Genomic DNA, 19,052 nt, shown 5'->3' on the forward strand with positions numbered 1-19,052 from the left:
CGAACAGAGGCAGCTTCCTTCATACGCATCCGGAGTTGCAAAATGGAAGAAAGCTATCTAATCCCTCACGTCTTCACCCGCCACAAACTCCACCTCCACGCCCTCCTAATACAAAACCAACCCTGGTTCAGCGCCCGCGACCTAGGGCGACTTCTACGCATCTACCTCAACGACCGCCAAGTCCGAAAACTCGACCCCGACCAATACCAAATAGCCAAAACCCTCATCCACGGACATATCGAAAACACCCTGCTAATCAGCGAATCCGGCGTCTACGCCATGCTCGTCTACCACTACTGCCCCGAATACCGAGCATTGCGTGAATGGCTCACCCACGATGTCGTCCCCGCCCTGCGAGACGCCCAACACCCCACCACAATCGAGCGCCCACAACTGAGCCTGCTCAATTGGCCGGAAATGTCGTTGAGCTTGCTGCACTGGAACAACCAGCCGTGGATTCGGCTGCAGGATGTGCCGCAGATGCTGCCTGATCAGGAGACTTCAAGGCCTGCTATCAGTTCGCCTTGGTGGAAAAGAGCTGCGAAGATGCTTCACGCATTTTGAATAAAAACCCCACGCTTTGGCGTGGGGGTTCAGCCAGAATTCCGGGGTAGTGTCCAGATAGATAGATAACCTCAGAGTCATATCAGCACTGACAGCCCGACGCTGGAGCACGATGTCGTTCACCGTAGGTGTCGACACATTCAACGCTTCCAGGCGATTACCCGGTGGAGATCGAAGATCTACTTGGGGGCGAGACTGCTCGCGATAAAGTCGAAACGACCTTCAGATTTACCTGTAGGAATTGCCGCAGGCTACGGTATTCAAGCCCGCAAGAATCCCGGCAACTTCCTACGAAGGTCTCATTCCCCGTCCGATTGCGCCGCAAAGCTCCGGTTCCTAAGCTCACTCCCAGTTAATTAGTCAGCAACGGGTATGGCGACTCGAGCAGCACCCGACGCACCGTGACCACCTTCAGGCCTACCGGCATTTCCGCAGGCTCCGGTTCGCCAATCCGCTTGAAAAATTTAAGTCCATGTTACATAGCTTAGATAATAGTTTGTAATGATCACAACTTTTAAAATGGAATACTGTTACCAACACCACAAGGAGCAACACCCATGAAAATATCCAAGTCTTTAATTGTCGCTTTCGCATTGACTGCATTTCACATAAGTTCAGCGGTTGCTGGGCCGCCTGTTACAGTCACATTCAAGAACCTTGGAACACAGACTTCTACGTATACCCCCATAACGGACAACGAAGCACCCCTGGCTTTGGCGCAAGCAAAATTCCAAAATGGAATAATACGGCCACGCCTAGTGGCGGGGCGACCTGCACCATAAAGGTAACTAAAACAAATCCGTCCACCTATGCTTGGTCAGTAGTAATCACAATGAAGTAAAGCATGTAGCGGGTCTTAAGGGGCTTGTAAGATCTTGCTAAAGCATCAACAGTCATTAGGCAACCTATCATGTTTTAGTCATCGAACAGGGAGTGGCAAAAAAATGGTTAATTCACTAAACAATTTTGCAGTTTGCAGCAGCCAAACGTCAGCTGAAACAAAAAAATTGACAGAGACTCCCGGCAAAAACCAAGGCGTGAGCCAAAACACACCCCAAGGTCCAATTGGCAACGTACTAGATAGTAGTACCGTTTCCACGCTAGCTAGCCAATTGAGCGAAGCCTCAGTACGTGCACAGGCCCGGGATGCACGCCTAACTAGAACGGAACTGAGTGGGATGGCTAAAAACACATTCAACGAGTTGGACAGCGGTCATTATACTGCCAACAAATCAAAACACGACTCTGAAGTTCCCGACACAGATAATGCCGAATTATTAGCGCGCGCCAAAAGTGCGACAAAGTATACAAACGGGCTCGGAAAGAACCCGTTTTCGGGGATGCCCAGGGATCAGCTTGCTTTAATTACTTACGATGATAGCGGCACCTTTACCGTCAATGAAAGGCGGGCAGCATTGGAAGAATCAGCCAAGCAAGAATTTGCATGGCGACAGAAAGTGGTGGCCGAAGCAGAATATGAATATAACAACACCGGAAAACTCACCAAATTCTTCCAAAGCGTCCTTGATCATTACAAGGGACTTCCCTTAGTGGAGCAAGCACAGTATCCCGACAACTATGAAACAAAACTGCAGGAGTGGATTGATTTGGACTTCAACTATTTCACGCATATTGCAGAAGGCAAAAACAAGCTGGATATCGAAAATTTCGTAAGTAAGGTGCTGACGGGCAACAGCAGTTTATTTGACAACGCGACATCTTCCAAATAAGTCATTACAACTAGTCGACAATTTTTAATCCATTCGAGCATTGCAATAGCTGTGACGAGAGAGCTTGCTCCCTCGCCACAGAGGCTAATACTTTGCCCGTCGCACTCTCGCAACATCCTGCGAACATTCCTTACTCACTCTGCACCACCAATACTTCGCTGCCCGACTACCCTTCACACAACCGTAGGAAGCGGTCCAACGTCAGCTCAAGGAACGCCCATGTCCCTCTCCATCGTCCACAGCCGCGCCCAGGTGGGCGTCGAGGCACCCGCCGTCACCGTTGAAGTCCACCTGGCCAATGGTTTGCCATCCTTGACCATGGTCGGCCTGCCCGAGGCGGCGGTGAAGGAAAGCAAGGATCGGGTGCGCAGCGCGATCATCAATTCGGGGCTGCAATTTCCGGCGCGACGGATCACGCTGAATCTGGCGCCGGCGGATTTGCCCAAGGATGGCGGGCGGTTCGATCTGGCGATTGCCTTGGGGATTCTCTCGGCCAGCGTGCAGGTGCCGACGCTGACACTGGATGACGTGGAGTGTTTGGGGGAGTTGGCCCTGTCAGGTGCGGTACGGGCAGTTCGAGGGGTATTGCCGGCGGCGTTGGCGGCGCGCAAGGCCGGGCGCTGGCTGATGGTGCCACGGGCGAACGCTGAGGAAGCGTGCCTGGCGTCGGGACTGAAAGTGATTGCTGTTGACCATTTGCTGGAGGCCGTCGCGCACTTCAACGGGCATACACCGATCGAGCCTTATGCTTCCGATGGACTGCTCTGCGCCAGCAAACCGTATCCCGATCTGAATGAAGTGCAAGGGCAGCTGGCGGCCAAGCGTGCGCTGCTGATTGCGGCTGCAGGCGCTCACAACCTGCTGCTCAGTGGCCCCCCGGGGACCGGAAAAACGTTGCTGGCGAGTCGCTTGCCAGGGCTGCTGCCGCCGCTGACCGAAAGCGAAGCGCTGGAAGTGGCGGCGATTCAATCGGTTGCCAGTTGTGTGCCCTTACGTCACTGGCCACAGCGCCCGTTTCGCCAGCCCCATCACTCCGCCTCGGGCCCCGCTTTAGTGGGTGGCGGCTCGAAACCGCAACCGGGTGAAATTACCCTCGCCCACCACGGCGTCTTGTTTCTTGATGAGCTTCCCGAGTTTGAACGCAGAGTATTGGAAGTCCTGAGGGAACCGATGGAATCCGGACATATCGTCATCTCGCGGGCGAAAGATCGCGTGCGCTTTCCGGCGCGTTTTCAACTGGTGGCGGCAATGAATCCGTGTCCCTGTGGATATCTTGGCGAACCCACTGGCCGCTGCTCTTGCACGCCGGACATGGTGCAGCGTTACCGCAACAAACTCTCGGGGCCGCTGCTCGACCGCATCGACCTGCATCTGACCGTCGCTCGGGAAGCCACGGCGTTGAATCCCATGGTCAAGCCAGGAGAGGACAGTGCCAGTGCTGCGGCGCTTGTCGCCGAGGCGCGAGAGCGCCAGCAGAAGCGTCAGGGTTGTGCCAATGCCTTTCTGGATTTGCCGGGACTTCGTCGGCACTGCAAGTTATCCACAGCCGATGAACACTGGCTGGAATCCGCCTGTGAACGACTGACCCTTTCACTACGCTCGGCGCACCGTTTGCTCAAGGTGGCACGGACCCTAGCGGATCTGGAGCAAGTTGATGCGATCAGCCGCGTGCATCTGGCGGAGGCGTTGCAGTATCGGCCGGCGACTCAATAAGTGCTGAAACCGAGTCGCATCCCTCGCGGGCAAGCCCGCTCCCACTGACCCTGTGTCGTTCACGCAATGGCATATCGACGCCAATCCTGTGGGAGCGGGCTTGCCCGGCTAGAAACCGAGGAAATCGTTTCAGCTCAGATGCACGACATCCGGCAATTCCATGGACCGGACTTCGTTTTGCAGAAAGTCGCTGAGCCGGCGCATACGCTCGCCGCCAGGCCGGGTTTTCGGCCATACCAGGTAATAACACTCGCCACTGGCAACGGCGGTCGGCCAGGGCAAACTCAAGCGGCCCTGGGCCACGTCCTCGGCCACCATCAGCAGATCGCCCATGGACACGCCATAGCCCCGGGCGGCGGCGATCATGCCCAGCTCCAGGGTATCGAATACCTGTCCGCCCTTGAGCGAGACCTGTTCGGCCAGGCCCATGCGCTCCAGCCAGTTACGCCAGTCACGCCTGTCCGGCGTCGGGTGCAGCAACTCGGTGTTGCTCAGGCGTTCGACATCCCAGGGCTGGTCGCCCCGCAGGGTGGGCGCGCCGACCGGGATCAATTCCTCGGGGAAGAGGTAACTCGCCTCCCAGTCCGGTGGGAAATGTCCATTGCCCAACAGCACGGCGCAGTCGAACGGTTCGTCGTTGAAATCCACCGAGTCGACGTCCATCCACGCACTGGTCAATTGCACTTCGTTGCCCGGCTGCAAGTGGCGGAAGCGGCTGAGGCGCGCCAGCAACCAGCGCATGGTCAGGGTCGACGGGGCTTTCATGCGCAGAATGTCGTCTTCGGCGCGCAAGGTATTGCAGGCACGCTCCAGGGCGGTAAAACCTTCGCGAATACCCGGCAGCAGCAAGCGCGCCGACTCGGTCAGTTGCAGGTTGCGGCCACTGCGATGAAACAAGCGGCAGGCAAAATGCTCTTCGAGCGTACGAATATGCCGGCTCACCGCACTTTGGGTAATCGACAGCTCTTCGGCAGCGCGGGTAAACGAGCTGTGCCGCGCCGCCGCTTCGAATGCGCGCAGGGCATACAAGGGAGGAAGACGACGGGACATTGGGAAAGCTCCTACTGCGGGGTTCGCCCACCCTAGCAGAAACTCTCCAGCATGAGTTTGAATCATGCCATCCATCCTTTTTATCCCTTTGTGCAAACCGCGCAGAGCGCCGAGAATCGGTGTTTTGCTGTTCCCATTGATAATCGAGCGTGATGACCATGCAGCATCCAGCACGTACTGAACTCTGGGCCATCCTGCGGCTGGCGGGGCCGTTGATTGCCTCGCAGTTGGCGCACATGCTGATGGTCCTCACCGACACTCTGATGATGGCGCGCCTGAGTCCCGAGGCGCTGGCCGGTGGCGGGCTCGGCGCGGCGACTTATTCGTTCGTGTCGATTTTCTGCATCGGCGTGATCGCGGCGGTCGGCACCCTGGTGGCGATCCGTCAGGGTGCCGGCGATATCGTCGGGGCTACCCGGCTGACCCAGGCAGGGTTGTGGCTGGCGTGGCTGATGGCGCTGGTCGCGGGGTTGCTGCTGTGGAACCTCAAACCGGTGCTTTTGCTGTTCGGCCAGACCGAAAGCAACGTCCAGATGGCCGGGCAGTTTTTGATCTTCCTGCCGTTCGCCCTGCCCGGCTACCTGAGCTTCATGGCCCTGCGCGGGTTCACCAGCGCCATTGGCCGGGCGACGCCGGTGATGATCATCAGCCTGGGCGGCACCGTGGCCAACTTCCTGCTCAACTATGCACTGATTACCGGAATGTTCGGCCTGCCGAAACTGGGGTTGATGGGCATCGGGCTGGTCACGGCGATTGTCGCCAACCTCATGGCACTTGCACTGGCGTGGCACATTCGGCGGCATCCGGCTTATGAGGCCTATCCGCTGCGTCAGGGCCTGTCGCGGCTGAACCGGCAGTACCTGAAGGAGTTGTGGCGCCTTGGCCTGCCAATTGGCGGTACCTATGCGGTGGAAGTCGGGCTGTTTGCCTTCGCCGCGCTGTGCATGGGCACCATGGGCAGCACACAGTTGGGGGCGCATCAGATTGCCCTGCAAATCGTTTCCGTGGCGTTCATGGTCCCGGCGGGGATTTCCTATGCGATCACTATGCGCATCGGTCAGCATTACGGCGCCGGGCAACTGCTGGATGCGCGGCTTGCCGGGCGGGTTGGCATTGCGTTCGGGGCGGCGGCGATGCTCTGTTTCGCCATGGTCTTCTGGCTGTTGCCAAACCAGTTGGTCGGCCTGTTTCTCGACCACAACGACCCGGCGTTTCGCGATGTCATCAATCTTGCCGTGAGCCTGCTGGCGGTGGCGGCATGGTTCGAGCTGTTCGATGGCGTGCAAACCATCGCCATGGGCTGCATTCGCGGACTCAAGGATGCAAAGACCACGTTCCTCGTCGGCCTGGGTTGCTATTGGCTGATTGGCGCACCGGCCGCCTGGTGGATGGCGTTCCACCTGAACTGGGGAGCGACGGGCGTCTGGTGGGGTCTGGCACTGGGGCTGGCATGCGCGGCGGTGAGCCTGACGCTGGGGTTTGAGTGGAAGATGAAGCGGATGATTCGGCGCGAGCCGCAAGCGGAACGATTCGAAGCCATTCAACCCCAATGAAATCCCTGTAGGAGCTTGCCCTGTGGCGAGGGGGCTTGCCCCCGTTCGGTTGCGCAGCAACCGCAAAACCAGAAAATGCGATGTACCTGACAGAGCTCGGTTGCAGGATAAGGGGCCGCTTTGCGACCCAACGGGGGCAGCCCCCTCGCCACAAAAGCCGGCTCCTACAGGGGATTTGTGGCGCCTTAGCTGACGATTTCCAGTGCCGGCTGCTCGCCGGAGCCAAACGTCAGATACTCCACCAGCTCGGCCAGCGGCAATGGCTTGCTGATCAAATATCCCTGCACCTGATCGCATCCAAACCCGCGCAACAGATCCAGTTGCTCCGGCGTTTCCACACCTTCGGCGACCACCTCAAGGTTGAGGTTGTGCGCCAGGTTGATCATCGCGTGGACCAGTTTGCGGTTTTCCTCCCGTAGCTCCATGCCGCCGACAAAGCTCTTGTCGATCTTCAGCAAGGTGATCGGCAGGCTGTTGAGGTGCACGAAAGACGAGAAGCCGGTACCGAAGTCGTCGAGGGAGAAGCGCACACCGAGACGACCGAGGGCGTCCATGGTCTGCTTGACCAGATCGCTGCGGCGCATGACCGCTGTTTCGGTCAGCTCGAACTCCAGCCACTGCGCCTCGACGCCGCGCTCGGCAATCAGTCGGCTCAGGGTCGACAGCAACTGGCTGTCCTGGAATTGCCGGAATGACAGGTTGATCGCCATGTGCAACGACGGCAAACCCAGCTCAAGCAGGGCCTGCATGTCGCGCAAGGCCCTGGAAATCACCCAGTAGCCCAGCGGCACGATCAGACCGCTCTGCTCAGCCAGCGGCACGAATTCGCTCGGTGGCAACAAGCCACGCTCGGCATGCCGCCACCGCACCAAAGCTTCGAGGCCGACGATCTGACCGTCTTCGAGGTTCAGCCGTGGCTGGTAGTGCAACTCCAGCTCATCGCGACGCAACGCCCGGCGCAGCTCGGTTTCGAGGTCGGCGATGCTGCGGGCATTGCGGTTGATGCGTTCGTTGAAAATGTGAAAGGTGCAGCCCTGGGTGCTTTTGGCCTGCTGCATGGCGATATGCGCGTGCCACATCAGCGGGTCCGCACCGGCCTGGGCCCGGGCGTGGGCAATGCCCAGGCTAGAGCCGATCAGCAGGCTTTCGCCATCGACCCAATAAGGCTCGGCCAGCGCTTCGCTGATGCGCTCGGCCATCCACTCGGCACGCTGGGGAGCGCGGCGGGTGTCGATCAACAGGGCGAATTCATCGCTGCCCAGGCGTGCCAGTTGATCGCCGGCCTCGAGCTGGCTCTTGAGCCGCGCCACCACTTGCAGGATCAGGCGGTCACCGGCCTGATGGCCGAGGGCGTCGTTGGCGTAACGGAAATTGTCGAGGTCGAGATGACCGAGGGCCAGGCCACGACCGTCGTTTTCCGCCAACCGAGCTGTCAAAAGCGTCTGGAAGCCCTGGCGATTGGCGATGCCGGTCAGAGGGTCTTGTTCAGCCAGGCGTTGCAGAGTGTTTTCCAAAACGCCACGTTCGCGCACATGCCGCAGGCAACGGCGCAACATGCCGGGGTCGAGATGGTCGCGCACCAGCCAGTCGCTCACACCGTCGGGCGGGGTCAGTGGCTCATGGTCGAGCAGCAACACCGTCGGCAGGCTACAACGGCCCGGCGCCGGTTGAAGTTGCGCGATGGTCAATAACACCGCGTTGCGGTTGTCATCGAACAGGCTGCTGACCGACTCCCAACTCGGCGCGCTGATGAGCACAGCCGAGCTCCCCATAGGAGCCAGACACTCGCGCAACAACGCTGCCCACGCTGGCTCTTCGGCCAGTAGCAGCAAACGCAAGGGTTCGACAGGCGTAGACAAGCTAGCTCCCTAGACTCTGCAAAGATGTAGGCGACGGGCATTATGCCGCCCCGATAACTAATGACAATGACATCAGTTATCAAAACGGGCCCTTTGTATCTGGAATTACGAACATTAGCCGCAAATTCGTTGCGCATCCTGCGTGAAAGTAACAAAACCGGCAATTACAGATAGCGTGGTACGTCACAAGTCGGACAGAGCAGCACAATTCGCTGAGCCTGTTAAAATGCCGGCCCATTTCGTGACTGACTCCTGAATTTACGTATGTCCCGACTCAATCCCCGGCAGCAAGAAGCCGTGAACTACGTCGGCGGCCCTCTATTGGTGCTCGCCGGTGCAGGCTCCGGCAAGACCAGCGTGATCACGCGCAAAATCGCGCACCTGATCCAGAACTGTGGCATTCGCGCCCAGTACATCGTCGCCATGACCTTTACCAACAAGGCCGCCCGCGAAATGAAGGAACGGGTCGGCACCCTGCTGCGTGCCGGTGAAGGTCGCGGGCTGACGGTCTGCACCTTCCACAACCTGGGCCTTAACATCATCCGCAAGGAACACGTGCGGCTGGGCTACAAACCGGGCTTCTCGATCTTCGACGAGACCGACGTCAAAGCCCTGATGACCGACATCATGCAGAAGGAATACTCGGGCGACGACGGTGTCGACGAGATCAAGAACATGATCGGCGCCTGGAAAAACGACCTGATCCTGCCGGCCCAGGCGCTGGAAAACGCGCGCAACCCCAAGGAACAAACCGCCGCCATCGTCTACACCCACTACCAGCGCACGCTCAAGGCGTTCAACGCGGTGGACTTCGACGACCTGATCCTCCTGCCGGTAAAGCTGTTCGAAGAGCACGCCGACATCCTGGAAAAGTGGCAGAACAAGGTGCGTTACCTGCTGGTCGACGAATACCAGGACACCAACGCCAGCCAATACCTGCTGGTGAAAATGCTCATCGGTAAACGCAACCAGTTCACCGTGGTGGGCGACGATGACCAATCGATCTACGCCTGGCGTGGCGCGCGTCCGGAAAACCTGATGCTGCTCAAGGAGGACTACCCGTCCTTGAAAGTGGTGATGCTGGAGCAGAACTACCGCTCCACCAGCCGCATCCTGCGCTGCGCCAACGTGCTGATCTCGAACAACCCCCACGAATTCGAAAAGCAGCTGTGGAGTGAAATGGGCCACGGCGACGAGATCCGCGTGATCCGCTGCCGCAACGAAGACGCCGAAGCCGAGCGCGTGGCCATGGAAATCCTCAGCCTGCACCTGCGTACCGACCGCCCATACAGCGATTTCGCGATCCTCTATCGCGGTAACTACCAGGCCAAGCTGATCGAGCTGAAGTTGCAGCATCACCAGGTGCCGTATCGCCTGTCCGGCGGCAACAGCTTTTTCGGCCGTCAGGAAGTGAAAGACCTGATGGCCTACTTCCGCCTGATCGTGAACCCGGACGACGACAACGCCTTCCTGCGGGTGATCAACGTACCGCGCCGCGAGATCGGCTCGACCACGCTGGAGAAGCTCGGCAACTATGCGACCGAGCGCAAGATCTCGATGTACGCCGCCACCGACGAAATCGGCCTGGGCGAGCATCTGGACAACCGCTTCACCGATCGTCTGTCGCGCTTCAAGCGTTTCATGGACAGGGTGCGCGAGCAGTGCGCCGGCGAAGACCCGATCTCGGCCCTGCGCAGCATGGTCATGGACATCGACTACGAGAACTGGCTGCGCACCAACAGCTCCAGCGACAAGGCCGCCGACTACCGCATGGGTAACGTCTGGTTCCTGATCGAGGCGCTGAAGAACACCCTGGAGAAAGACGAAGAAGGCGAGATGACCGTCGAGGACGCCATCGGCAAACTCGTCCTGCGCGACATGCTTGAGCGTCAGCAGGAAGAGGAAGATGGCGCCGAAGGCGTGCAGATGATGACCTTGCATGCGTCCAAGGGACTGGAATTCCCCTACGTGTTCATCATGGGCATGGAAGAGGAAATCCTCCCGCACCGCTCCAGCATCGAAGCCGACACCATCGAAGAAGAGCGTCGCCTGGCCTACGTGGGCATTACCCGCGCACGCCAGACCCTGGCCTTCACCTTCGCCGCCAAGCGCAAGCAGTACGGCGAGATTATCGATTGCGCACCGAGCCGCTTCCTCGATGAGCTGCCACCGGACGATCTGGCCTGGGAAGGCAACGACGACACCCCGACCGAAGTCAAAGCCGTGCGCGGAAACAACGCATTGGCAGATATACGCGCGATGTTAAAGCGCTAGAATTGACCACTTTTTTAAAACCTTAGGGCGCACAAGGCGCCAATAGAGGACAGCTTCATGGAAGCCCTGCACCAGAAAATCCGCGAACAAGGCATCGTGCTTTCCGACCAGGTCCTGAAGGTCGACGCCTTCCTGAACCACCAGATCGACCCGGCCCTGATGAAGCTGATCGGCGACGAGTTCGCCACGCTGTTCAAGGACTCGGGCATCACCAAGATCGTCACCATCGAAGCCTCGGGCATTGCACCTGCGATCATGACTGGCCTGAACCTCGGCGTGCCGGTGATTTTCGCCCGCAAGCACCAGTCCCTGACCCTCACCGAAAACCTGCTGTCGGCGACCGTTTACTCGTTCACCAAGCAGACCGAAAGCACCGTGGCGATCTCCCCGCGCCATCTGACCAGCAGCGACCGCGTGCTGATCATCGATGATTTCCTGGCCAACGGTAAGGCGTCCCAGGCGCTGATCTCGATCATCAAACAGGCCGGCGCCACCGTGGCTGGCCTGGGCATCGTGATCGAGAAGTCGTTCCAGGGTGGCCGTGCGGAACTGGATGCGCAGGGTTATCGCGTTGAATCCCTGGCTCGCGTGAAGTCGCTGGCCGATGGTGTCGTGACCTTCGTCGAATAAAGCCGCCACAACGCACATCCCCCTGAGGGAGCGAGCTTGCTCGCGATTGCAGAGTGTCAGCCGACATCTTCATTGGCTGATACGCCGCTATCGCGAGCAAGCTCGCTCCCTCAGTTGTTTTTGGGGGGTAGTTACTGCGCAGTCGCCTTTAGGCCGGTGAGCAGCAGACGTTGATACAAGTCTTCCTTCAGCCCTTCCGGCTTGCTCAACTGCATGCGTTCCAGATGCTCAGGAAACGCCGCAGGCTCCGGCGCATCCAGCGCAGCCTTGCCCAGCTCCAGCACCTCGCTCAGTTTGAACTTGCTCTTGAGCCAGTTCAGCGCCCGCAGCACATCTCGTTCGACCTCGGTGAAATCACAACCCAGTGGATACTCTGGAAACAGCTGCGGATGTCGCGACTCAATCCCCTGCAACCGCTGCGGGCTGTTCTCGGCAAAGCGCGGATCGAGACGGAAATCCTTCGGCAATTTTCCGACTTTCTGCGCCTGCTCGATCAGTCCCTGTTGAAAACGCGAGTCGCTGATATTGAGCAATGCTTCGATCACCGCCGCATCGGTTTTACCGCGAAGATCGGCAATGCCGTATTCGGTGACTACGATGTCTCGCAGGTGTCGGGGGATTGTGCAGTGTCCGTAATTCCAGACGATGTTCGAGCTGACATCACCTCCGGACTCGCGCCAGCTGCGCAGCAGCAACACCGAGCGCGCGCCTTGCAGCGCATGCCCCTGAGCCACGAAGTTGTACTGTCCGCCGACACCGCTGAGCACACGCCCATCTTCCAATTGATCAGCCACAGCGGCACCGAGCAAGGTTACGGTGAACGCGGTGTTGATGAACCGCGCATCAAGACGCTGCAAGCGCTTGAGTTCTTCCTGGCCATAAAGCTCGTTGATGTAGCTGATGCGGGTCATGTTGAATTCGCGCCGCCTGCTTTGCGGCAGCTCGCGCAGGCGCTCATAGTAGCTGCGCGGCCCGAGAAAGAAGCCGCCATGCACCGAGATGCCGTCGGTTTGCGCGGCTTCATCGAGGGTTCCGGCATTGGCCTGCTGTTGGGTCGTCACGTCCGGGTAAACCTTGCGCCGCACGATCCCGGCATCCGCCAGTACCAACAAGCCGTTGACGAACATTTCGCTGCAGCCATACAGGCCTTTGGCGAAGGGCTCGATGCCGCCTTCGCGCTCGATCAGTTGTGCCCAGTGGCTGAGGTTTACGTCTGCCAGCAACGCCTTGTAAGCGTCGCTATCGGCTTGTCGCGCCAGCAGCGCCGCCGTGAGCGCATCGCCCATGGAACCGATGCCGATCTGCAACGTGCCGCCGTCACGCACCAGAGTGCTGGCATGCAGGCCGATGAAATGGTCCTGACAACCCACCGGCATGTTCGGAGTGGAGAACAGCGTGGTGTTGTCCTTCTGGTCGATCAGCAGGTCGAAGGTGTCGATGCCCAACTCCGCATCGCCGGGCATGTACGGCAGATCGTTGTGCACCTGGCCGACCATCAGAATGGTTTCTCCGGCAGCGCGGCGCCTGGCGATCATCGGCAGCAGGTCGAGGGTGATGTCCGGGTTGCAGCTGAGGCTCAAGCGGTCGGGATGTTCGGCATGGCTGGCGACCATTTGCGCCACCAGGTTCAACCCGGCGGCGTTGATGTCCCGGGCCGCATGGCTGTAGTTGCTGCTGACGTAATCTTGCTGCGCCGTGGCACTGTTGAGCAGGCTGCCAGGCTGCATGAAGAACTGCTGGATATGGATGTTGCCCGGCAGCGTATCGCAACGCAGGTCGGCGAGAAACTCCAGCTCTGGATAATCACCGAAAACCCGTTCGATAAAGGGTTCGAGAAAGCACTTTTGCAAACCGTCGCCCAAGGGCGGACGGCCCAGGCACAGCGCGGTGTAGATTGTCAGGCGCCGCTCGGGCATCTGCGCAATACGCCGGTAGAGCGCATTGACGAAGGGGTTGGGTTTACCCAGCCCCAAGGGCAGCCCCATGTGAATGTGGTCCGGCAACCGTGCCAGGACGTCATCGACCGCCTGCTCGATAGAACACAACTGCACCATCGCTTCCTCCCTCACGTTCCATGACTTGGGCCTGGACCGAGCTTGCCGGGTCTTTGCTGCAATGAACAGTCCTGTAGGAGCGAGCTGGCTCCGGGCGGCGTTCCGACGATGGTCGTCAACAATAACGCATAGAACCTGACACCCCGAGGCGCAAGCTCGCTCCTACAGGTGGGCGGCGGTGTTCATTGAGACGGCGGGCACAAAAAAGCCGCTCGGAAGCGGCTTTTCAGCAGGAAGACTCAGGCTTATTTCAGGCCGGACATCTTCTGGATGGCGCCTTTGAGCTCGGCATCAGAGCAATCGGCGCAGGTGCCTTTAGGTGGCATCGAATTGATACCGGTAATGGCTTTGGCCAGGATGCCGTCGAGGCCGCCCTGGTGATCGGCACGTTCTTTCCAGGCAGCGGCATCACCGATTTTCGGTGCGCCCAAAAGGCCTGAACCGTGGCAAGCGTTGCAATGTTTTGCAATCACTTCATCCGGAGTTTTCGCACCACCACCGCCGCCGGCGGAAGCGGCCACTTCCATGCCCTTGCACTCTTTACCCTGAACACAAACCTGGCCGACTGGCTCAAGGCGTTTGGCGATATCGTCGTTGGTCGCAGCCTGAGCGCTGACACTGACAGCCCATAGGGCCAATACGGTTGCTGGTGCAGCCAGCATTTTCATAATTAGGTTCACGCGTTCACCCTCAATGGTGGCTAGTCACGCCTACGGCCACGGTTCGCAGGCGGGCGCAAGTATAGCGGTAAGCCCGTCGCACTGAAACAACCCCAAAGTCGGAGGGGTCTTAGGCCGCGACAGAAAAACAGCCCGGGCGCCTCTGCGATGCTGGCAGGACGCCTCTTTTCTTAGAAATTCGCCGGCGTGGCTGCGCTGATTAGTCGCGCAGGCGCATCGAACGGATTCCGGAAACGGTGTGGCTTGGTACTTTCAAAGTAGTAGCTATCGCCAGCTTCGAGGACAAAAGTTTCGAGACCGACCACCAGTTCCAGTTTTCCTTCGACCAAGATGCCGGTTTCCTCGCCCTCATGGGTGAGCATCTCGTCACCGGTGTCGGCGCCAGGTGGATAGATTTCATTGAGGAATGCGATAGCCCGGCTCGGGTGCGCCCGACCGACCAGTTTCATGGTCACGGCGCCATCGGAAATATCGATCAGCTCGTTGGCCTTGTAGACGATCTGGGTCGGTTTTTCCTGCAGGATTTCTTCGGAAAAGAACTCGACCATGGACATGGGAATCCCGCCCAACACCTTGCGCAGCGAACTGATCGAAGGGCTCACGCTGTTCTTTTCGATCATCGAAATGGTGCTGTTGGTGACACCCGCCCGTTTGGCGAGCTCACGCTGGGAAAGGCCTTTTAGTCTACGGATGGATTGCAGTCGTTCACCGACGTCCAAAGCTTGCGCCTCCAGGATTCAGGATTGTTGGAATAGTGAGCGTTATCATGGCGACAGCGTTCAGTATTTACAACACCTTGCCCTGAATCCTGCTCAGCGAGGCGACTTCCGGTCTGGAGCCTTGCGCACTAAGCCCCGGAATAGAGCAGTGGTACCCGACGAAGGTTGCAGAAAATCTGATAAGGAATCGTGCCCGCGGCCATGGCCACATCACTGGCGAGGATGTTTTTGCCCCACAACTCGACGGTCGAACCGAGACCGGCCTGCGGCACATCGGTCAGGTCGATGCAGAGCATGTCCATCGACACACGGCCGATCAGCTGGCTGCGCTGCCCGGCAACCAGTACTGGCGTGCCGGTCGGTGCCAAACGCGGGTAGCCGTCGGCGTAACCCATGGCCACCACGCCAATGCGCATCGGTTTAGGGGTGATGAATTTGGCGCCGTAACCGACGGGTTCGCCAGCCGGCAACTCGCGCACACTGATCACTTTCGATTCCAGGGTCATGACCGGTTGCAGGCGCGAGGCCACTTCATTGGCTTCTTCGAAGGGCGTCGCGCCATAGAGCATGATGCCCGGACGCACCCAGTCGCTCGGAATCTGCGGCCAGCCCAGCACCGCCGGCGAGTTACGCAGGCTGACCTCGGCAGACAAACCCTTGCGCGCCGCTTCAAATACCGCCACCTGTTCGCTGCTTGCCTGTTCGTGCAGTTCATCGGCACGCGCAAAGTGGCTCATCAGCACCACTTTCGCGACCTTGCCGCAGGCCAGCAGCCGTTTATAGGCCGCCTGATAATCCGCCGGATGCAGCCCCACGCGGTGCATGCCCGAATCGAGTTTCAGCCACACGGTGATTGGTTTGCTCAGCGAGGCTTTCTCGATGGCTTCGAGTTGCCACAGCGAGTGCACCACGCACCAGAAATCATGCTCGACGATCAGCGCCAACTCGTCGGCTTCAAAAAAGCCTTCCAGCAGCAGGATCGGCGCACGGATGCCCGACGCTCGCAGCTCAAGCGCCTCTTCGATACAGGCCACGGCAAACCCGTCCGCCTCGGCTTCCAGCGCCTGGGCACAATGCACCGCGCCATGGCCATAGGCATCGGCCTTGATCACCGCGAGGGCTTTGGCCCCCGTGAGCTCACGGGCGACTCGGTAGTTGTTGCGCAGGGCTTGAAGGTCGATAAGGGCACGGGCTGGGCGCATGGCGGCAGACTTCTGGTCGGGTTATCGGGAAGAAAAACCGGCGCTGGCTGACGGCGTGAACCACCAACAGCACCGGGAGAGGGATTTTTCTGACAGGCTTATGGCAGAGCGGCTACAACCGACAGCTCAACCAGGATTTCCGGTTCGCACAATTTCGATTCAACCGTGGCGCGGGCCGGAGCGACGCCTTTCGGCAGCCACTTGTCCCACACCGCGTTCATATCTTCGAAATGCGCGTCGATGTCTTTCAGGTAAATCGTCACCGACAGCAGATGGTGCTTGTCGGTGCCCGCCAGATCGAGCAAACGCTCGATGTTGGCTAGGGTTTCACGGGTCTGCTGTTCAATCCCGGCGTTCATGTCATCGCCTACCTGTCCGGCCAGGTAAACCGTGCCGTTATGGGTGACGATCTGACTCATGCGCTCATTGGTGAGCTGGCGCTGGACTGACATGCTTTGCAGACTCCTGGGTTTTGTTGCCGTAACGGGAAATATCGAGGCCTTCGGCACTGATCTGCGGCTTTTTCTTCGCCATCAGGTCAGCCAGCAAGCGACCGGAGCCGCACGCCATGGTCCAGCCGAGCGTGCCGTGACCGGTGTTCAGGAACAGATTCTTGAACGGAGTGGCACCGACAATCGGCGTGCCATCCGGCGTGGTCGGGCGCAGGCCGGTCCAGAAGCTGGCTTGGGCCAGGTCGCCGCCCTGAGGATAAAGATCGTTGACGATCATCTCCAGGGTTTCGCGACGGCGCGGGTTCAGCGACAGGTCAAAACCGGCGATTTCAGCCATGCCGCCAACGCGGATGCGGTTGTCGAAACGGGTGATCGCGACCTTGTAGGTCTCGTCGAGAATGGTCGAGGTCGGGGCCATCGCCGGGTTGGTGATCGGCACGGTCAGGGAGTAACCCTTGAGCGGATACACCGGCGCCTTGATGCCCAGCGGCTTGAGCAGTTGCGGCGAGTAGCTGCCCAGCGCCAGCACGTAGCGGTCGGCGGTTTCCAGCTTGCCGTCGATCCATACGCCGTTGATGCGGTCACCGGCGAAGTCGAGGCGCTGAATGTCCTGGCCGAAACGGAATTGCACACCCAGGTTTGCGGCCATTTCGGCGAGCTTGGTGGTGAACATCTGGCAGTCGCCAGTCTGGTCGTTCGGCAGGCGCAGGGCACCGGCGAGGATGTCCGTGACGCTGGCCAGCGCCGGTTCAACGCGGGCAATGCCGTCGCGGTCGAGCAGTTCGAACGGTACGCCGGACTCTTTCAGCACGGCGATGTCTTTCGCGGCACCGTCCAGTTGAGCCTGGGTGCGGAACAGTTGGGTGGTACCGAGGCTGCGGCCTTCGTAGGCGATGCCGGTTTCGGCGCGCAGTTCATCGAGGCAGTCGCGGCTGTACTCGGACAGACGGACCATGCGCTCCTTGTTCACCGCGTAACGGCTGGCGGTGCAGTTGCGCAGCATCTGTGTCATCCACAGGTACTGGTCGATGTCGGCAGTGGCCTTGATTGCCAGTGGCGCATGGCGCTGCAGCAGCCACTTGATGGCCTTGAGCGGCACACCCGGCGCGGCCCACGGCGAGGCATAACCCGGCGAGACCTGGCCTGCGTTGGCGAAACTGGTCTCCATGGCAGCAGCCGGCTGCCGGTCCACAACCACCACTTCAAACCCGGCACGGGCCAGATAATAAGCACTGGTGGTACCGATGACGCCGCTACCCAAGACCATGACGCGCATTTTCATATCCCTCATCGCGGCTAACCGCTGACGTTTGTTATTCAGAGCTTTAGATGCGCGCAGTGTAAAAAAGATTTGCCAGTGCTTTTCACTATATAAGCGCCTATATTTGGCGACAATTCTCGGCAAAAACCCTTTTCACGGAGGCGCATCCCCTATGCGTACCAACACTCAGACCAAACGTGAGCTGGACAAGATCGACCGCAACATCCTGCGGATCCTGCAAGCGGACGGGCGGATTTCCTTTACGGAGCTTGGAGAAAAGGTCGGGCTCTCGACCACGCCCTGTACTGAGCGGGTCCGGCGTCTGGAGCGCGAGGGGATCATCATGGGCTACAACGCCAGGCTCAATCCGCAGCACCTGAAGGGTAGTCTGCTGGTGTTCGTGGAGATCAGCCTGGACTACAAATCCGGCGATACTTTCGAAGAGTTCCGACGTGCGGTGCTGAAATTGCCTCATGTGCTGGAGTGTCACCTGGTGTCAGGGGACTTCGACTACCTGGTGAAGGCGCGGATTTCCGAGATGGCCTCGTACCGCAAATTGCTGGGCGACATCCTGCTCAAGCTGCCGCATGTGCGCGAGTCCAAGAGCTACATCGTGATGGAAGAGGTGAAAGAGAGCCTGACGTTGCCGATTCCGGATTGAGATTTTGCGGTGCCTGTTCAGGCCCCATCGCGAGCAAGCTCGCTCCCACAATGATCGAGGTTGTTCTCAAGATGTGTGGCCACCACCGAAACCTGTGTGCGAGCTTGCTCGCGATTGAGGCAACTCGGTACTCCTGAGATTCGTGGCGCTTAAACCAACACCTGCCGGTTCGAAGCCATATACTCGAACACCTGCTTCTCCACCCGCGGATGAATCAGTTCCACCGGCCCGCGCCCGTTGGGGCACGGCAAGGTCTTGGTGGTGCCGAACAACCGGCAGATCAGCGGCCGCTCGTCATACACCGTGCAACCGTTCGGCCCCAGATGCACACAGTTGAGCTCTTCCATGGCGGCATCCTGCTCGGCGCGGGTCTTGCGCGGCAGGCGCGACATTTCTTCGGGCGAGGTGGTCACCGGCCCGCAGCAGTCATGGCAGCCGGGGACGCACTCGAACGAGGGAATCTGCTGTCGCAATGTGCGGATTGTCTGGCTGTTGCAGCTCATTGCAGCGGTAACCGATAGCGAAATAGAACGGGATTCTGACGCAAAAGCCCTGATCCAGACAGCACCAGCCGACCAATGTTGCCCGTCCGGGAAGGTCCGGCTTATGCTCCGTCAAATTTTCTAAACATCAGAACCAGGATCACGCAC

At 59.2% G+C, this 19,052-nt stretch carries 16 protein-coding genes and 2 pseudogenes; 8 read left to right on the top strand and 10 right to left on the bottom strand.

The window, feature by feature from the left end; translation table 11 throughout:
- Window positions 1–42: 42 nt before the first annotated feature.
- Complete coding sequence (locus B0D71_RS17665) at window positions 43–564, top strand: BRO-N domain-containing protein (protein ID WP_103395920.1); 522 nt, start codon at window positions 43–45, stop codon at window positions 562–564.
- A gap of 27 nt (window positions 565–591) precedes the next feature.
- Here B0D71_RS17665 and B0D71_RS17670 read toward each other — a convergent pair.
- Window positions 592–711: pseudogene (locus B0D71_RS17670) on the bottom strand (helix-turn-helix domain-containing protein); the annotation flags it as partial.
- 410 nt (window positions 712–1,121) lie between these two features.
- On the opposite strand from B0D71_RS17670, the pseudogene B0D71_RS32180 reads away from it, so the two are divergent.
- From B0D71_RS32180 to B0D71_RS17685, 3 genes and pseudogenes are all read left to right on the top strand, one after another.
- Window positions 1,122–1,405: pseudogene (locus B0D71_RS32180) on the top strand (hypothetical protein).
- Between the two features lie 103 nt (window positions 1,406–1,508).
- Window positions 1,509–2,294 (top strand): hypothetical protein, encoded by a 786-nt coding sequence (locus B0D71_RS17680; RefSeq protein ID WP_240635712.1) that lies wholly within the window; start codon window positions 1,509–1,511, stop codon window positions 2,292–2,294.
- A 219-nt stretch (window positions 2,295–2,513) separates the two neighbouring features.
- Entirely contained in the window at window positions 2,514–4,007 is a 1,494-nt protein-coding gene (locus B0D71_RS17685; RefSeq protein ID WP_103395922.1) for a YifB family Mg chelatase-like AAA ATPase, read from the top strand.
- A gap of 129 nt (window positions 4,008–4,136) precedes the next feature.
- On the opposite strand, the gene B0D71_RS17690 is transcribed toward B0D71_RS17685, so the two are convergent.
- Window positions 4,137–5,057: a LysR substrate-binding domain-containing protein gene (locus B0D71_RS17690; protein ID WP_103395923.1), complete on the bottom strand. Its 921-nt coding sequence runs from the start codon at window positions 5,055–5,057 to the stop codon at window positions 4,137–4,139.
- A 158-nt stretch (window positions 5,058–5,215) separates the two neighbouring features.
- Here B0D71_RS17690 and B0D71_RS17695 point away from each other — a divergent pair, with 158 nt between their 5' ends.
- Window positions 5,216–6,610 (top strand): NorM family multidrug efflux MATE transporter, encoded by a 1,395-nt coding sequence (locus tag B0D71_RS17695; RefSeq protein WP_103396140.1) that lies wholly within the window; start codon window positions 5,216–5,218, stop codon window positions 6,608–6,610.
- A 185-nt stretch (window positions 6,611–6,795) separates the two neighbouring features.
- On the opposite strand, the gene B0D71_RS17700 is transcribed toward B0D71_RS17695, so the two are convergent.
- The gene (locus B0D71_RS17700; RefSeq protein ID WP_103395924.1) at window positions 6,796–8,469 is read right to left on the bottom strand and encodes a putative bifunctional diguanylate cyclase/phosphodiesterase; all 1,674 of its coding nucleotides are present in this window, start codon (window positions 8,467–8,469) and stop codon (window positions 6,796–6,798) included.
- A gap of 264 nt (window positions 8,470–8,733) precedes the next feature.
- On the opposite strand from B0D71_RS17700, the gene rep reads away from it, so the two are divergent.
- Together rep and B0D71_RS17710 are read left to right on the top strand one after the other, a co-directional pair.
- Window positions 8,734–10,743, top strand: coding sequence for a DNA helicase Rep (rep, locus tag B0D71_RS17705; RefSeq protein WP_103395925.1), 2,010 nt, complete (start codon window positions 8,734–8,736; stop codon window positions 10,741–10,743).
- A 57-nt stretch (window positions 10,744–10,800) separates the two neighbouring features.
- On the top strand, window positions 10,801–11,373 hold the full coding sequence (locus B0D71_RS17710) for a xanthine phosphoribosyltransferase (protein WP_103395926.1): 573 nt from the start codon (window positions 10,801–10,803) through the stop codon (window positions 11,371–11,373).
- A gap of 131 nt (window positions 11,374–11,504) precedes the next feature.
- Here B0D71_RS17710 and B0D71_RS17715 read toward each other — a convergent pair whose 3' ends face one another.
- The 6 genes from B0D71_RS17715 to dadA form a co-directional block, all read right to left on the bottom strand.
- Entirely contained in the window at window positions 11,505–13,427 is a 1,923-nt protein-coding gene (locus B0D71_RS17715; RefSeq protein WP_103395927.1) for an acetyl-CoA hydrolase/transferase C-terminal domain-containing protein, read from the bottom strand.
- Window positions 13,428–13,672: 245 nt separating this feature from the next.
- Complete coding sequence (locus B0D71_RS17720) at window positions 13,673–14,095, bottom strand: c-type cytochrome (RefSeq protein ID WP_033047925.1); 423 nt, start codon at window positions 14,093–14,095, stop codon at window positions 13,673–13,675.
- Window positions 14,096–14,277: 182 nt separating this feature from the next.
- The gene (locus tag B0D71_RS17725; protein WP_007975150.1) at window positions 14,278–14,826 is read right to left on the bottom strand and encodes a cupin domain-containing protein; all 549 of its coding nucleotides are present in this window, start codon (window positions 14,824–14,826) and stop codon (window positions 14,278–14,280) included.
- A 128-nt stretch (window positions 14,827–14,954) separates the two neighbouring features.
- The gene (gene alr / locus B0D71_RS17730) at window positions 14,955–16,028 is read right to left on the bottom strand and encodes an alanine racemase (protein WP_103395928.1); all 1,074 of its coding nucleotides are present in this window, start codon (window positions 16,026–16,028) and stop codon (window positions 14,955–14,957) included.
- 98 nt (window positions 16,029–16,126) lie between these two features.
- Window positions 16,127–16,480: a RidA family protein gene (locus B0D71_RS17735; protein ID WP_103395929.1), complete on the bottom strand. Its 354-nt coding sequence runs from the start codon at window positions 16,478–16,480 to the stop codon at window positions 16,127–16,129.
- A complete protein-coding gene (gene dadA / locus B0D71_RS17740; RefSeq protein ID WP_103396141.1) occupies window positions 16,452–17,756 on the bottom strand; it encodes a D-amino acid dehydrogenase in 1,305 nt (434 codons plus the stop codon). Before dadA ends, B0D71_RS17735 begins: the two co-directional genes overlap by 29 nt.
- 157 nt (window positions 17,757–17,913) lie before the next feature.
- Here dadA and B0D71_RS17745 point away from each other — a divergent pair, with 157 nt between their 5' ends.
- Window positions 17,914–18,402, top strand: a complete 489-nt coding sequence (locus B0D71_RS17745; protein WP_007975155.1) for an Lrp/AsnC ligand binding domain-containing protein — start codon at window positions 17,914–17,916, stop codon at window positions 18,400–18,402.
- 149 nt (window positions 18,403–18,551) lie between these two features.
- On the opposite strand, the gene B0D71_RS17750 is transcribed toward B0D71_RS17745, so the two are convergent.
- The gene (locus B0D71_RS17750) at window positions 18,552–18,905 is read right to left on the bottom strand and encodes a YkgJ family cysteine cluster protein (RefSeq protein WP_057398678.1); all 354 of its coding nucleotides are present in this window, start codon (window positions 18,903–18,905) and stop codon (window positions 18,552–18,554) included.
- Window positions 18,906–19,052: the final 147 nt, after the last annotated feature.

Origin of the sequence: Pseudomonas laurylsulfativorans, from assembly GCF_002906155.1 — a bacterium.
Classification (GTDB): Bacteria; Pseudomonadota; Gammaproteobacteria; order Pseudomonadales; family Pseudomonadaceae; genus Aquipseudomonas; species Aquipseudomonas laurylsulfativorans.